The sequence below is a fragment of the Brassicibacter thermophilus genome (assembly GCF_055378355.1).
Genome location: NZ_AP042446.1, coordinates 284,673 through 300,461 on the forward strand (window position 1 = coordinate 284,673; position 15,789 = coordinate 300,461).

Below are 15,789 nucleotides of genomic sequence, written 5' to 3' on the forward strand. Positions count from 1 at the left end.
TTTTTTCCAATGATAATGGTTTTAATACATGAGATAACTGAATAATTAATTTTTATAAAAGAAAAAAATGACATAAAGGGACAGGTAATTAAAAGGAGATTTAAATATATATTTTACCAAAATAATATAGTTATTTAATGGATATAATAAATAAAAATTAGTATATTATACAACATATAAACATTTCTAATGGAAAGTTAGAAAGTATAGAAAAGGAATGTGAAAAATATGAAAAATAGAAGAAGTAGGAGGGATAGATTTTCTAGTGCTTGACATAGGAAGAAATGGACGTATAGGATTTAATGAGCCTGATCTAAAATTCGAATGAGGATAAAAGCTATCATGTATGCAAAGAAGATAATTCTTTTAGTTTTGGACTGATTTTTTTATAAGTCTGTTTTAAGATTAAATACATTTAACTATATAAGATATTGTAAAAATTTTGAATTAAAATTATTATACAATCAATCTTTAAAATCACTTTCGACAGGGAGCCATTCGTCAATGTTATAAATTATTTTTGGTATAATAAAGAAATTGACTACTTCAACTCCTTCAGTTTCAGGAAGAGTATGATTAATAAAATTATACATTTCTTCATTATCCAAAAATCTTGTTTCTATTGCTAAATTAGCTTCTCCCCAACCAAAAGCAATATAGCATACATTTGGGTTTTTTTTACATGATTCTACGAAGTCGTCGAAAACTGATTCATCTACTTTAAGATTTATATCAGCTATTGAGTTGTAGCCAAATACACTAGGCTCTACTATAGTAGTAATACGAATAGCATTAGTTTCAATAAGTTTATCAATTCTTCTTCTTACAGTTCTTTCATTGACATTAATAGCTTTTGCAATTTTAGCAGCAGAAGCTCTGGCATTTTTGCATAATTCATTTATAATTTTAAAATCAATTTTGTCATAAGACTTTATTTTTTTAGTCATACTAACTATCTCCTTCTATTATTAAATTATATATTTAGTTTATCACTTTTGCATTAAATAGACAAGTATTAATCATAAATGATATTAAACATGACCGATATTTACATATAAAATATAATTTTGGACATAACAATGTAACATTTACAACATAATTAAATATAAAATTTACAATAATATTAATAAACAAATATATTAATAATGTAATACTGTAATTTATTGATTTTATATGGGTAATATGTAGAATAATTTAACACATGAATCCAATAAAATAATAAAGAATAGCTGCAAATACCATATTAATATGTCCGATTTTGACTTTAAAAATATAAAATTTACATATTATTAATATAAAATTTACATTTTTTCTTGACGTAATATACACATGATAGTATAATGTTTTTATAATGTTAACGCGCGTTATTATAAAAAGCTAGTTATAAAAATTGAAAGGACAGATTTTGTGAATTCTGATAACCTTATCCCACTTATTATTATTGGATTATTTTTTATTGGAATAATTATAGTGGGGAAAATAGCAAGTAAAAAAGTATCAAATTCAGATGATTATTTGATAGCAGGAAGAGGAGCTCCTCTATTTCTTATAGTTGGCACTGTTTTTGCGACATTTTGGGGAGGAGGCACAATAATTGGTGCAACAGGTTCAGCCTATAATAATGGAATTTTTGGTGTAATAGAAGATCCTTTTGCTGCAGGATTAGCATTGATTCTTATTGGTGTTTTTTTTGTGAAAATTTTAAGGAAACTTAAAATTAGATCAATTGGAGAACTCTATAATTATAGGTTTGGCCCAATTACAGGTTATTTAGCGTCTGCTGTAATGATACCAACTTATGTTATATGGACAGCTGTACAATTCTTAGCAATTAGTAAAATACTTAATGTTCTGTTTGACATTAATTTTACTTTGAGTTATATAGTGTCTATACTCGTTGTTGTAACATTTACCTATATGGGTGGTATCGTAGCAGTAGTCTGGACAGATTTTATTCAAATGATAATTATTTTGATTGGTTTAGTTTCAATTTTAATTATTGGAATTAATACTGTAGGAGGTATAGAAACTGTTATAAATAATACACCAAAAGGATACTGGAATTTCTTGCCTTCTGAAAAAGGTTTTAGACCTTGGGTTGGATATATTGCTATGTGGGTAGGAATGGGTTTAGGAAATATACCAAGTCCAGATATTGCACAAAGAGCTTTTATGGCTAAGGATGAAAAGACAGCAAAAAATGGAATGATAATTGCCGGTGGATTATATTGGACTATAGGGTTTATACCAATTATCCTTGCACTTGTTGGTATAACTTTAGTTAATGAAGGAGTTTTAGAAGCTAATTTATTTATAGAAGATAGTGAGTTGTTGATTCCATTTTTAGCAAAACTGCTTTTAGGGCCTGTAGGCTTGGGTATTTTTGTTTCTTCCCTTATATCAGCTATTTTGTCAAGTGCTAGCACATCGCTTTTTGCTACAGCAGTTCTTTTTTCAAATGATATTTACAAGCCCATTGTGATATCAAAAGGTAAGAAAAACACTAACAATGATGATAGGATATTGAAAGTTACAAGACTATTTGTAATCATGGTTGGCATTTTAGCTGGGATTTGTGGATTGGCTAGCAACAATATATATGATTTAACTATATTTGCATTTACACTACAATTTGGAGTGCTATTTTTTCCTTTTGTTATGGCTTTAAAATCCAAAAAAGTAAATACTTATGGAATTATAGCTGGTATGGTTGGAGGGCTCTTAGTCAATGTAATAGGATGTGTATCTCAGCTTTCGGTCATACCTGAACCATGGGAGTTTTACACTATTGTTCCAGCTCTGGTTAACTATTTTCTAATAGTTACAGTTTCGTATATTACTAGAAATAAGAATAAAGCAACGCCACTAGAAACATTGTATATAGAAAAATAAAACAGAAAAATATCAAATTTAAATTAGTAATAATTATATAATTTTTTAAAAACGTATGATTAAACGTATGATTATAAGACATAATAAACAATATTTTAAAAGATAATAGGAGGAGATTTTTAATGAAACTACCATCATCAAGTGCGACTAATCTAAACAAAGAAAACATGAAACATATGGTTACTATGAATGATTTTACGAGAAAAGAAATGGATGACATGCTAGAACTAATGAAATATTTAAAGGAAGCAAGAAAAGATAATGCTATTCCACAATTATTTAAGAATAAATCAGTAGCAATGATCTTTGAAGCTGGTTCAACACGTACTAGAGTATCTTTTGAAACAGCTGCAACATTATTAGGTGGGCATGCATTATTTTTATCACCTAGGGATATTCACTTAGGAGCAAAGGAATCAATTGATGATACTGCACGTGTATTATCAAGAATGTGTGATATTATAATGGCTCGTACTAACAGTGGAGAAACTACTAAAGCATTAACTAAAATGTCAACTGTACCAGTTATTAATGGATTAGATACTGTATATCATCCAACTCAAATGTTAGCTGATATTTTTACAATGAAAGAACATTTACCAGAAGGCAAAGAATTATCTGATTTAACAGTAGCTTTTATGGGTGATGCTACAGATGTGTGCCGTTCATTATTGTTGACATGTACCAAGTACGGTATGAATTTTAAACAAATAGGACCCAAAAAGTATCAAATGCAGGAAGAATGGTTGAAACTTGCTGACAAAAACTGTGCTGAAACTGGTGCTTCTTATGAGATAACAGATGATGTTTCAAAGGTTTCAGAATGTGATGTAATATATGGGGATAGCTTTTATTGGACTACTCAGTTAGACGAAAAGGAAGAAAGATTAGCAGCTTTCATGCCAGACTATGTGATTACTAAAGAGTTATTAGACAAAGCTGCTCCAGGTGCTATTTTAATGCATTGTTTACCTGCAAATGATAAGGAAGAAGTTACTCGTGAAGCATTAGAAAGTGATAGAAGTGTAGCTTTTGACCAAGCTGAAAATAGATTAACAGCACAAATGGCAATTTTAGTGTATTTTACACATAAATTTGATAAAAAGCCTAGTGAAGAAACAATAAAGTATCATGAAGACAGAATTAATAATTTATTGAAAAGAATATAAGTCAAAATATTAGGAGGCAGCGAAATGGCTAGAAAATTAGAAGGAACACCTAAAAAAGACGGATATAGGATGCCTGGTGAATTTGAACCTCATAAAGGGTGCTGGATGGTTTGGCCTGAAAGGACTGATAATTGGAGATTAGGAGCAAAACCTGCTCAAAAAGCATTTGTTGAAGTAGCAGAAGCTATTGCTAAATATGAAGATGTTACTATGTGTGTATCTCAAAATCAATATGAAAATGCAAGACAAATGCTAAGCAGTAAAATTCGTGTAGTGGAAATGTCAAATGATGATTCTTGGATGAGGGATATAGGACCTACTTTTGTTGTAAATGATAAAGGAGATGTCAGAGGTGTTGATTGGCGTTTTAATGCATGGGGAGGTTTGGTAGACGGATTGTATTTTCCATGGGATAAAGACGACCAAGTTGCTAGAAAAGTATGTGAAATTGAAAATATAGATTACTACTCTTTAGAAAATTTTATTCTTGAAGGTGGGGCTATTCATACAGACGGAGATGGGACTGCTATTGTTACTGAAGAATGTTTATTGCATGAAAGTAGAAATCCTCAAATGACAAAAGAGGAAATTGAAAATACTTTAAAGGAATATTTAGGGGTAGATAAGGTTTTATGGTTACCTAATGGTATTTATTTAGATGAAACAAATCAACATGTTGATAATATTGTTCATTATTGTGCACCTGGAGTATTAGTTCTTGCTTGGACAGATGATGAAAATGATCCCCAATATCCTCTTTCAAAGGCAGCTTATGATTATTTATCCAATGAAACTGATGCTAAAGGAAGAAAACTTGAAATTCACAAATTGCATATACCTAATGAGGTATTAATCACTAAAGAGGAAAGTGAAGGTGTCGATGCTGTAGATGGTACACTTCCAAGAATGGAAGGAGATAGACAAGCAGCTTCATACGCTAATTTTTATATTGCTAATGGTGCCGTTATTGTTCCATTATTTGGAGATGAAGTTCATGATAATGAAGCAATAGAAACTCTACAAAAGGTATTTCCTGATAGAGATGTGGTTGGTATATATGCTAGAGAAATAATTTTAGGTGGAGGAAATATTCACTGTATTACTCAACAGCAACCATTAGGCAAATAATTTATTAAATAAATAATTGAAACAACTCTTTAAAGAGTTGTTTCAATTATGACTAAAATAAATACTTTAATCTTTTATAATATGAAGGAGAGGAAAAGATGGCTGAAAAGAAAGTAAGTTTATTTAAAATGGTTTCTTTTACTGTTTGTGGTATAGTTGTGCTTGATACTTTTGTTGCTCCAGCTGCCATGGGTGCGTCTTCTATAACTATTTGGCTACTTACTGCATTGTTATTTTTTATTCCATACGGACTTATAAACGCAGAATTAGGGGCAGCATATCCTGAAGATGGAGGAATATATGCTTGGGTTAAAAGAGCATATGGAGATTTTCAAGCTAGTCTTGTAGCCTGGTATTATTGGGTAAACGTTGCATTTTGGATGCCAGCAGTATTTATAGCTTTCAGTACGTGGTTTTCTATGGCCTTTGCTCCAGATATAAGTATATGGGCATTAGCATTATTAGCTATTGTAATGTGTTGGGTAATAGTTTATATAGGGATTAGAGGAGTAGATTTAAGTATAACTGTTACTAATATTGCTGCTATATTAAAGGTTGCTGTATTGCTTATTTTTGGATTATTAGGAGTTGTATACGGTATAAAAAATGGTCTTGCTAACGATTTTTCTTTATCTAGTTTTGCATTAACCTTTAATTTTGACACAATTTCATATAGTTCTGCTATTGTATATAACCTTTTGGGTTTTGAGCTTATAAGTTCTATTGCTTCAGAAATTGATAATCCTGGTAAAAATATTCCTAAGATGACTGTTTTAGCAGGAATTTTAATTGCAGCTCTTTATGTTATTGGTACTTTTGGGGTATTAGCTGCAATTCCAGCAGAGTCTATTGATCCCCTTGATGGTTTCTTTTATGCATTACAAGAATTATGTAGTGTATTTGGAGGACTACAAAATGTTATGTTTAAAGGTATTATTTTAATAGCTTTATTCACTTTGGTTTCAAACATGATTTCTTGGACGTTAGGCGGAGTTGAGGTTCTTGACGAAGCAGAATTTACTAAGAATACAAAACTCCTCGGGCATAGAAATAAAAAGTACAATACTCCTGATTATTCATATGTATTAATGGGAGTAATATCGACAGTATTAATTGTTATGAATTTTGCATTAAGTGGGAGTGCAAATGATGCTTTTTGGACTATTTTATCTTTTAGCTTTTTAGTGTTCTTTTTACCATATTTGTGGTTATTTCCTACAGTGGTAAAATTGAGGAATACAGATATTAATACTCCAAGACCTTATAAAATACCTATGGGTAAATTTGGATTATATTTTTCAAGTATATTAGGATTCTTATTTATAGCTGGTGGGGTAATATTGTTATTCTTTACTGGAGAAGGATGGGATCCATTATATCATCTTACGTTGATAATTGGTACTTTAATAACGACTATATTTGGAGTATCACTTTACAAAAAGAGCCTTAAATAATTATTGTAAATAATGGAGGAAAGTATATGCAAAATAAAAACACATCAAATAGAATTGTAATAGCATTAGGAGGAAATGCTTTAGGAAATACTCCTAAGGAGCAGCAAGAAAAAGTTGCAATAGCTGCTAAAACTCTTGTTAATTTAATAGGGCAAGGTAATGAGATTGTTGTAAGTCATGGAAATGGACCACAGGTTGGTATGATTAATTTAGCTTTTGAAGAAGCTTCTAAAATCAATGAAAAAATTGTTCCAGTAGAACTTCCAGAATGTACAGCAATGAGCCAAGGCTATATTGGTTACCACCTTCAAAATGCTATAAAAAAAGAGTTAAACAATCAAAATATGCCTTGGAATGTAGCTACTATAGTAACGCAAGTAGAGGTTGATAGTAATGATAAAGCATTTAATAATCCTAAAAAACCAATAGGAGGCTTTTACACAAAGGAAGAAGCAGAAAAATTAATGGCAGAAAATGAGGGGTTGGTTCTTAAAGAGGATGCTGGAAGAGGTTATAGAAGAGTCGTACCTTCACCATTGCCAAAAGAGATAGTAGAAAAAGAATGTATAATGAATATGCTTAATAACGAATTTGTAGTTATTGCTTGTGGCGGTGGTGGTGTACCAGTTGTAAAGAAAGATGATGGAGGGTATGAAGGTATACCAGTAGTAATCGATAAAGATTTTGCTTCTGCTAAGCTTGCAGATACTGTTAATGCAGACTATCTTTTTATTTTAACTGCAGTAGATAGAGTTTCTATTAACTGGGGTAAACCAGACCAAAAAGACTTGGAAAGCATAAGCATAGAGGAAGCAGAAAAATATTGTCAGGAAGGACATTTTGCTCCTGGTAGTATGCTTCCAAAAGTAAAAGCAGCGATTGAATTTGTAAAAGGTGGTAAAGGAAGAAAAGCAGTTATTGCTTCATTAGAAAAAGCAGAACTTATCATGGAAGGCAAGAGTGGTACAATAATTCATAGCTAATATTATAATAATGATGGGAATTTTTTAAGTGGGTTAAAGATTCCCATCTTTTTGTTTATTGAGAAAATTACATACAAAAATTTAAACTTGCAGAATTTCATAAATTATTTTATTATACAATTTCCTCAATTATTTGGATGTTTTATTAAATTATAAGTTGTATTAAATTATAAAATAATTAAATAATAAAAATAATAAAAAAATCTAAAAATGGTGTTGACAGAACTAAATTAATCTGCTATAGTATTAAGAGTCGTCATTAGTGAGTTTAACGGCGACTAAATAGTTCTTTGAAAACTAAACAGTACAGAACCTGTTAATTCTGAAGAGTAAAAGCTTAGGCTATTAGATAAAATTTTTTAATGCGAGAGTTTGATCCTGGCTCAGGACAAACGCTGGCGGCGTGCCTAACACATGCAAGTCGAACGAAGCTTTAATTAGGAAGTCTTCGGATGGAATAGTTAAAGCTTAGTGGCGGACGGGTGAGTAACGCGTGGGAAACCTGCCCTATACTGGGGGATAGCCTCGGGAAACCGGGATTAATACCCCATGAAACTCTAATACCGCATGGTATGTGAGTCAAAGTGTTAGCGGTATAGGATGGTCCCGCGTCCCATTAGCTAGTTGGTGAGGTAACGGCTCACCAAGGCGACGATGGGTAGCCGGCCTGAGAGGGTGAACGGCCACACTGGAACTGAGACACGGTCCAGACTCCTACGGGAGGCAGCAGTGGGGAATATTGCACAATGGGGGAAACCCTGATGCAGCGACGCCGCGTGAGCGATGAAGGCCTTCGGGTCGTAAAGCTCTGTCCTAAGGGAAGATAATGACGGTACCTTAGGAGGAAGCCCCGGCTAACTACGTGCCAGCAGCCGCGGTAATACGTAGGGGGCGAGCGTTGTCCGGAATTACTGGGCGTAAAGGGTGCGTAGGCGGTCATGTAAGTCAGATGTGAAAGCCCTCGGCTTAACCGAGGTAAGCATTTGAAACTGCATAACTTGAGTGCAGGAGAGGAGAGTGGAATTCCTAGTGTAGCGGTGAAATGCGTAGATATTAGGAAGAATACCAGTGGCGAAGGCGACTCTCTGGACTGTAACTGACGCTGAGGCACGAAAGCGTGGGGAGCGAACAGGATTAGATACCCTGGTAGTCCACGCCGTAAACGATGAGTGCTAGGTGTTGGGGGAGACATCCTTCAGTGCCGCAGTTAACACAATAAGCACTCCGCCTGGGGAGTACGGTCGCAAGACTGAAACTCAAAGGAATTGACGGGGGCCCGCACAAGCAGCGGAGCATGTGGTTTAATTCGACGCAACGCGAAGAACCTTACCAGGGCTTGACATCCCTCGGACCGTCCTAGAGATAGGACTTTCCCTTCGGGGACTGAGGTGACAGGTGGTGCATGGTTGTCGTCAGCTCGTGTCGTGAGATGTTGGGTTAAGTCCCGCAACGAGCGCAACCCTTGTCTTTAGTTGCCATCAGGTAATGCTGGGCACTCTAGAGAGACTGCCGGTGACAAACCGGAGGAAGGTGGGGATGACGTCAAATCATCATGCCCTTTATGTCCTGGGCTACACACGTGCTACAATGGCCGGTACAACGGGCTGCGAGCTCGTAAGAGTGAGCGAATCCCAATAAGCCGGTCCCAGTTCGGATTGTGGGCTGCAACTCGCCCACATGAAGTCGGAGTTGCTAGTAATCGCGAATCAGCATGTCGCGGTGAATGCGTTCCCGGGCCTTGTACACACCGCCCGTCACACCATGGGAGTTGGTAATACCCGAAGCCAGTGAGCTAACCTTTTGGGGGCAGCTGTCGAAGGTAGGACCGATGACTGGGGTGAAGTCGTAACAAGGTAGCCGTATCGGAAGGTGCGGCTGGATCACCTCCTTTCTAAGGAGTAACACTTTAATTTAGACTATTTTAGGGTTCTGTACTGTTTTGTTTTTAATATATATTGCACCTTGAAAATTGCACAGTGAATATAGTAAGTACTAGATACATGGATAGATACTAGCAATTTAATTGCTGGTAACTACTAAGAGTAACTAAGTACTACAATTTCTGGTCAAGTTATTAAGAGCATAGGGTGGATGCCTTGGCACCAGGAGCCGATGAAGGACGGGATAAGCACCGATATGCCTCGGGTAGCCGCAAGTAGGCTTTGATCCGGGGATTTCCGAATGGGGAAACCCACCTAGAGCAAACTCTAGGTATCAACTACTGAATACATAGGTAGTTGAGGGGACACCGGGGGAACTGAAACATCTAAGTACCCCGAGGAAGAGAAAGAAAAATCGATTCCCTAAGTAGCGGCGAGCGAACGGGGAAGAGCCCAAACCAGTAGAGGTTTCCTTTACTGGGGTTGTGGATGCAGCATAAAAGAAGGATTATCGTAGCTGAAGAGTTCTGGAAAGTACCACCATAGAAGGTGAAAGTCCTGTAAGTTAAACGATATGATTTCTAGCTGTATTCCAGAGTACCACGGGACACGTGAAACCCTGTGGGAAGCTGGGGGGACCACCCCCCAAGGCTAAATACTACCTGGTGACCGATAGCGAAGTAGTACCGTGAGGGAAAGGTGAAAAGAACCCCGGGAGGGGAGTGAAATAGAACCTGAAACCCTATGTTTACAAGCAGTGGAAGTACTTTTTATGTACGACCGCGTACTTTTTGTAGAACGGGCCAGCGAGTTACGATATGCAGCAAGGTTAAGTTGCTATGCAATGGAGCCGTAGGGAAACCGAGTCTTAATAGGGCGTTTTAGTTGCATGTCGTAGACCCGAAACCGGGTGACCTACCCATGGGCAGAGTGAAGCGGAAGTAAAATTTCGTGGAGGCTCGAACCGTTTAGCGTTTAAAAGCTATCGGATGACCTGTGGGTAGCGGTGAAATTCCAATCGAACCCGGATATAGCTGGTTCTCCTCGAAATAGCTTTAGGGCTAGCCTCAAGTAATAGTGACGTGGAGGTAGAGCACTGAATGGTCTAGGGGCGTTCATACGCTACCAAAACCTATCAAACTCCGAATGCCACAGTCATGTTTCTTGGGAGTCAGACTACGTGAGATAAGTTTCGTAGTCAAAAGGGAAACAGCCCAGATCACCAGCTAAGGTCCCTAAGTACAGGTTAAGTGGAAAAGGATGTAAGACTACACAGACAACCAGGATGTTGGCTTAGAAGCAGCCATTCATTTAAAGAGTGCGTAATAGCTCACTGGTCGAGTGGTCTTGCGCCGAAAATTTCCGGGGCTCAAACCTGTCACCGAAGCTGTGGGATACGTATGTATCGGTAGAGGAGCATTCTGTATGGACTGAAGCTATACCGTAAGGAATGGTGGACTATACAGAAGAGAGAATGCTGGCATGAGTAGCGAAAGGTAGGTGAGAATCCTACCCATCGAAAGCCTAAGGTTTCCTGAGGAAGGCTCGTCCTCTCAGGGTTAGTCGGGACCTAAGCCGAGGCCGAATGGCGTAGGCGATGGACAACAGGTTGAGATTCCTGTACTACCTGTAAGCGTTTGAGAAATGGGGTGACACAGGAGGATAGGTTATGCACACCGTTGGTTGAGTGTGTCTAAGCCAGTAGGGAGCTTCTATAGGCAAATCCGTAGAAGTAATCCTAAGAGGTGATGGGGAGCGAAAAATAAGTAGCGAACTAACTGATTCCACACTGTCGAGAAAAGCCTCTATCGAGCGAGCAGGTACCCGTACCGCAAACCGACACAGGTAGGCGAGGAGAGAATCCTAAGATGAGCGGAAGAACCCTTGTTAAGGAACTCGGCAAAATGACCCCGTAACTTCGGGATAAGGGGTGCTAAAAGAGGTTAATACACTAGCTGTATGAAGCCTTATTTAGCCGCAGTGAAGAGGCCCAAGCGACTGTTTACCAAAAACATAGGTCTCTGCTAAGTCGAAAGACGATGTATAGGGGCTGACACCTGCCCGGTGCTGGAAGGTTAAGGGGAACGCTTAGCGAAAGCGAAGGTGTGAACTTAAGCCCCAGTAAACGGCGGCCGTAACTATAACGGTCCTAAGGTAGCGAAATTCCTTGTCGGGTAAGTTCCGACCCGCACGAAAGGTGTAACGATTTGGGCACTGTCTCAACAAGGGATCCGGTGAAATTGTAGTACTCGTGAAGATGCGAGTTACCCGCGACAGGACGGAAAGACCCCGTGGAGCTTTACTGCAGGCTGACATTGGATTTTGGTATCGTATGTACAGGATAGGTGGGAGACTTAGAAGCCGGGGCGCCAGCTTCGGTGGAGTCGACCTTGGGATACCACTCTTATGATGCCGAAATTCTAACCAGAGACCGTGAAACCGGTCTTGGGACACTGTCAGTTGGGCAGTTTGACTGGGGCGGTCGCCTCCTAAAGAGTAACGGAGGCGCTCAAAGGTTCCCTCAGCACGGTCGGAAATCGTGCGTAGAGTGTAAAGGCAGAAGGGAGCTTGACTGCGAGAGATACATCTCGAGCAGGAACGAAAGTTGGACTTAGTGATCCGGTGGCACCGAGTGGAAGGGCCATCGCTCAACGGATAAAAGCTACCCCGGGGATAACAGGCTTATCTCCCCCAAGAGTCCACATCGACGGGGAGGTTTGGCACCTCGATGTCGGCTCGTCTCATCCTGGGGCTGGAGTAGGTCCCAAGGGTTGGGCTGTTCGCCCATTAAAGAGGCACGCGAGCTGGGTTCAGAACGTCGTGAGACAGTTCGGTCCCTATCCGTCGTGGGCGTAGGAAATTTGAGAGGAACTGTCCCTAGTACGAGAGGACCGGGATGGACAGACCACTGGTGTATCAGTTGTTCCGCCAGGAGCATGGCTGAGTAGCTAAGTCTGGAAAGGATAAGCGCTGAAGGCATCTAAGCGCGAAGCCACCCTCAAGATAAGATTTCCCATCTTTTTAAAGAGTAAGACCCCAGGTAGACTACCTGGTTGATAGGTCACAGGTGTAAGGATAGTGATATCTTTAGCTTAGTGATACTAATAGGTCGAGGACTTGACCAGGAAAATTCACTGTGCAGTTTTGAAGGCGCAAGCCTTAAAAATATCCGGTGACGATAGCGAGAGGGTCACACCTGTTCCCATACCGAACACAGAAGTTAAGCCTCTCAGCGCTGATGGTACTTGGACGGAGACGTCCTGGGAGAGTAGGTCGTTGCCGGTTTTTTATTTTTTGTTATAAACTTACCTTTCTGCTCATAGAATTAATTAACATATGAACAGGGAGGTTTTTTTATGTCCCGAAAAAGTAATTGGTTTAAAATTTCAAGTATATATATAGGAACTGTAATAGGAGCAGGGTTTGCTTCAGGGCAGGAGATATTACAATTTTTTGGAGTATATGGTTATAAAGGTATATTTGGTATATTAGTTACTACATTGTTATTTAGTTTTACAGGCTCAATTGTTTTAATGAGTGTTTATAATAAAGGTATAAAAGATTATAGAGAATTAATTTATATGATTTTTGGATCTAAAATTGGCAAAGGAATTGAAGTAGTTGTGACACTTTTTTTATTATCAGGATTCTGTATAATGGTTGCAGGAAGTGGTGCCGTATATAAAGAACAATTTAATATTCCATATGTAATTGGTGTGTATGTGATGCTATTTTTATCGTTATTGACTTTTATATTTGATATAAAAGGTTTATCTTTTATAAATATACTTCTTGTTCCTATTTTGATATTTGGAATAATATTTATTGGGCTTATGGTTATGATAAAAAGTAATTTTCAATTTAGTAATATATATGGTGCAGAAGTAACACAAACAGGAAATTGGATTACTTCTGCTATATTATATTTTAGTTATAATAGTATTTCTGCAATAGTAGTTTTGAGTTCATTGTCTTATATGGTTAATTATAGAGATAATGCTATAAAGGGGGGTATTTTTGGAGGAATTGGGTTAGGTTTTCTCGCTATTTTTATTCTAATACCTATATTAATTTATTATACTGATATAAACGGTATTGAAATACCTATGTTAAAGATAACTGAAATTTTAGGTTATAAGATAAAAATTGTTTATAGTATTATTATTTGGTTTGCGATGTTTACTACAGCTATAGCAAATGGATTTGGATTTATAAGAAGACTAAAAGTATTATTAAATATTAACCAGATTAAATCTATATTAGTATTATGTATTATAGCTATTCCTTTATCTAAAATGGGATTTTTAAAAATGGTAACTGTTATATATCCATTTATGGGGTATTTAGGACTTTTTATGATGATTACAATTTTTTTGAGTTATTATTTTTATAAAAGGAATTATAGCTAAATAAGTAAGAAAATTACATAATTATATAAACATTTGAAGGAATTTCACAAAAGCTAAAGAATTATTATATTAGAGGTGAGAAGCTTGAATAAAAAGAGTAAGGCAAAAACTAAAAAAAGGATGTTGGCAGTATTAGTCATATTATTTATTGTAATGGTTACTTTGCTTTCTAATACAGCATTCATCAATAAATTAAAAAGTACATTTAGTAATAAGAATATGACACTTATAAGTGAAGGTAATATTAATATTAACTTACAAGACGATGATTTATATAAAGTGTATAATGATTATATAGTTGTCAAACAAGGAGAAAAATTAAATTGTTATGATGCAAATGGTAATATTGTATGGCAACGAAATATTTTAGCAGAAAATTCATTAGTATATTTAGGAAATGATATTATTATAGGTGATAAATATGAAGGTATAGTCTATGCGATAGGAATTGAAAACGAAAAGTTGTGGGAATTTGATTGTAAGCAACCAATTGAATATATAGATGGAGATGATGATAGAGTTGTTATTTTTACAGTGCCTAGTGAAAAAGTAAATCAAGCAATGATACTAGATAACAAAGGAAAATTATTAGTTAATATTACTGTAGAAAATGAAGTAATATTGTTATATAAAAACTCAAGTAATAAAAAGTATTTTGCAATAAGTACAATGGATTTAAGTAATATGAACAATAAGATAAAATTATATTCTTCTGATGGTTCCTTAATTTGGGACAGGATATTTGAAGATCAATTTATTAATAGCATTGATTTTATAGATAAAGATGGGATGCTAATTACAACAGACAAAAAATTGCTATTTTATAATTACAAGAATCAGTTAATATGGAAGAGGAATATAGGAGATTTGTTGAAATATGTATATGTAGATAATCATTCAAATAATATATATGTTTTGTATCAAGACGGAGATGAATATTTGGAAACAATCGATTTTTATGGGAGGACTAAACTAAAAATAACCCTTGATGAAAGTTATGATAAAATACGTTTAGATAGTGAAAGTAATGTATACATTGTTGGAGAAAAAAGTATTTTAGGGTTCCATAATAACAATGAGTTTTTAAATTATCACTCAGATGTTGAAATTAATGAAGTAACTTTATCTAATAAAAAATTAATAATATTTACAACAACAGGCATAGGTATTATGAGGTTAAGTGATAGTTAAAGAAACAAAATATGAAGAAGGTGACATAATGAACTGGATAGATATAATTATTATAATAATATTGATTGTTAATGCATTAAAAGGATTAACTAGGGGATTTATACTATCCATATTTAATTTACTTGGTTTTATATTGTCAGCATATATTGCAAAATTATATTACTTAGATTTATCAAAATATATAATCGACCATACTTCTATATTTGAAAAAATTAGAGATTTTGTTTTGAAAAGACTTGATTTGTTTATTATAGCTAAGGCTCCAGATGTAATTAAAAATAGAATTTTTTCAGGACAGGATATGTATTCTAATACAGGGCAAATGTCTATTTTAGATCAGAGTATTTTAGCAGATAAGTTAGCAAATGTCATTTTAAACTTAATATCTATAGTTATTATATTTTTTGCAGCTAGAATTATAATTATGGCTATTGGAGGATTAATTCAATACATTGCTGAGCTTCCAGTATTAAAACAACTTAATAGGTTAGGAGGATTTGTTTTTGGAGTATTGAAGGGGCTATTATGGATTTATTTTATTTTTTTATTGGCAACTCCAATAATATTATTATCACCAGATGGATTTATTGCTAAGAGCACGTTTAATTCGACTTTGGGAGTATATTTTTATAATAATAATATTATATTAAAACTATTAAAAGATGGAAATTTATTTAAATAAT

9 protein-coding genes and 3 rRNA genes are annotated in these 15,789 nt (G+C 35.6%); 11 read left to right on the top strand and 1 reads right to left on the bottom strand.

Going from position 1 to position 15,789, the window contains the following annotated elements; translation table 11 throughout:
- Nucleotides 1-464: 464 nt before the first annotated feature.
- Complete coding sequence (locus ACZ41D_RS01395) at nucleotides 465-947, bottom strand: Lrp/AsnC family transcriptional regulator (RefSeq protein WP_464152145.1); 483 nt, start codon at nucleotides 945-947, stop codon at nucleotides 465-467.
- Nucleotides 948-1,407: 460 nt separating this feature from the next.
- Between ACZ41D_RS01395 and ACZ41D_RS01400 the strand changes: the two genes are divergently transcribed.
- The 11 genes from ACZ41D_RS01400 (at nucleotide 1,408) to ACZ41D_RS01450 (ending at nucleotide 15,788) form a co-directional block, all read left to right on the top strand.
- Nucleotides 1,408-2,892, top strand: coding sequence for a sodium:solute symporter family transporter (locus tag ACZ41D_RS01400; RefSeq protein ID WP_464152146.1), 1,485 nt, complete (start codon nucleotides 1,408-1,410; stop codon nucleotides 2,890-2,892).
- 122 nt (nucleotides 2,893-3,014) lie between these two features.
- Complete coding sequence (gene argF, locus ACZ41D_RS01405) at nucleotides 3,015-4,061, top strand: ornithine carbamoyltransferase (RefSeq protein WP_464152147.1); 1,047 nt, start codon at nucleotides 3,015-3,017, stop codon at nucleotides 4,059-4,061.
- Nucleotides 4,062-4,085: 24 nt separating this feature from the next.
- Nucleotides 4,086-5,189: an agmatine deiminase gene (aguA, locus tag ACZ41D_RS01410; RefSeq protein ID WP_464152148.1), complete on the top strand. Its 1,104-nt coding sequence runs from the start codon at nucleotides 4,086-4,088 to the stop codon at nucleotides 5,187-5,189.
- Nucleotides 5,190-5,287: 98 nt separating this feature from the next.
- Nucleotides 5,288-6,643 carry an APC family permease gene (locus tag ACZ41D_RS01415; RefSeq protein WP_464152149.1) on the top strand — a complete coding sequence of 452 codons (1,356 nt, stop codon included), beginning with the start codon at nucleotides 5,288-5,290 and terminating at the stop codon, nucleotides 6,641-6,643.
- A gap of 26 nt (nucleotides 6,644-6,669) precedes the next feature.
- On the top strand, nucleotides 6,670-7,626 hold the full coding sequence (gene arcC, locus ACZ41D_RS01420; protein ID WP_464152150.1) for a carbamate kinase: 957 nt from the start codon (nucleotides 6,670-6,672) through the stop codon (nucleotides 7,624-7,626).
- Nucleotides 7,627-7,986: 360 nt separating this feature from the next.
- A 16S ribosomal RNA gene (locus ACZ41D_RS01425) occupies nucleotides 7,987-9,517 on the top strand.
- A 173-nt stretch (nucleotides 9,518-9,690) separates the two neighbouring features.
- Nucleotides 9,691-12,631 (top strand): 23S ribosomal RNA (locus ACZ41D_RS01430).
- Nucleotides 12,632-12,674: 43 nt separating this feature from the next.
- Nucleotides 12,675-12,791 (top strand): 5S ribosomal RNA (gene rrf, locus ACZ41D_RS01435).
- Together the 16S, 23S and 5S rRNA genes form the textbook arrangement of a ribosomal RNA operon.
- 71 nt (nucleotides 12,792-12,862) lie before the next feature.
- A complete protein-coding gene (locus ACZ41D_RS01440) occupies nucleotides 12,863-13,915 on the top strand; it encodes a YkvI family membrane protein (RefSeq protein ID WP_464152151.1) in 1,053 nt (350 codons plus the stop codon).
- Between the two features lie 84 nt (nucleotides 13,916-13,999).
- A complete protein-coding gene (locus ACZ41D_RS01445; RefSeq protein ID WP_464152152.1) occupies nucleotides 14,000-15,106 on the top strand; it encodes a DUF5711 family protein in 1,107 nt (368 codons plus the stop codon).
- A complete protein-coding gene (locus ACZ41D_RS01450; RefSeq protein ID WP_464152153.1) occupies nucleotides 15,096-15,788 on the top strand; it encodes a CvpA family protein in 693 nt (230 codons plus the stop codon). Before ACZ41D_RS01445 ends, ACZ41D_RS01450 begins: the two co-directional genes overlap by 11 nt.
- Nucleotide 15,789 lies beyond the last annotated feature (1 nt).

Excerpts from the sequence above, each read along its gene's own strand:
- ACZ41D_RS01440 (WP_464152151.1), top strand. The coding sequence starts at position 12,863 with ATGTCCCGAAAAAGTAATTGGTTTAAAATTTCAAGTATATATATAGGA.
- ACZ41D_RS01395 (WP_464152145.1), bottom strand. The coding sequence starts at position 947 with ATGACTAAAAAAATAAAGTCTTATGACAAAATTGATTTTAAAATTATA.
- argF (WP_464152147.1), top strand. The coding sequence starts at position 3,015 with ATGAAACTACCATCATCAAGTGCGACTAATCTAAACAAAGAAAACATG.
- aguA (WP_464152148.1), top strand. The coding sequence starts at position 4,086 with ATGGCTAGAAAATTAGAAGGAACACCTAAAAAAGACGGATATAGGATG.
- arcC (WP_464152150.1), top strand. The coding sequence starts at position 6,670 with ATGCAAAATAAAAACACATCAAATAGAATTGTAATAGCATTAGGAGGA.
- ACZ41D_RS01415 (WP_464152149.1), top strand. The coding sequence starts at position 5,288 with ATGGCTGAAAAGAAAGTAAGTTTATTTAAAATGGTTTCTTTTACTGTT.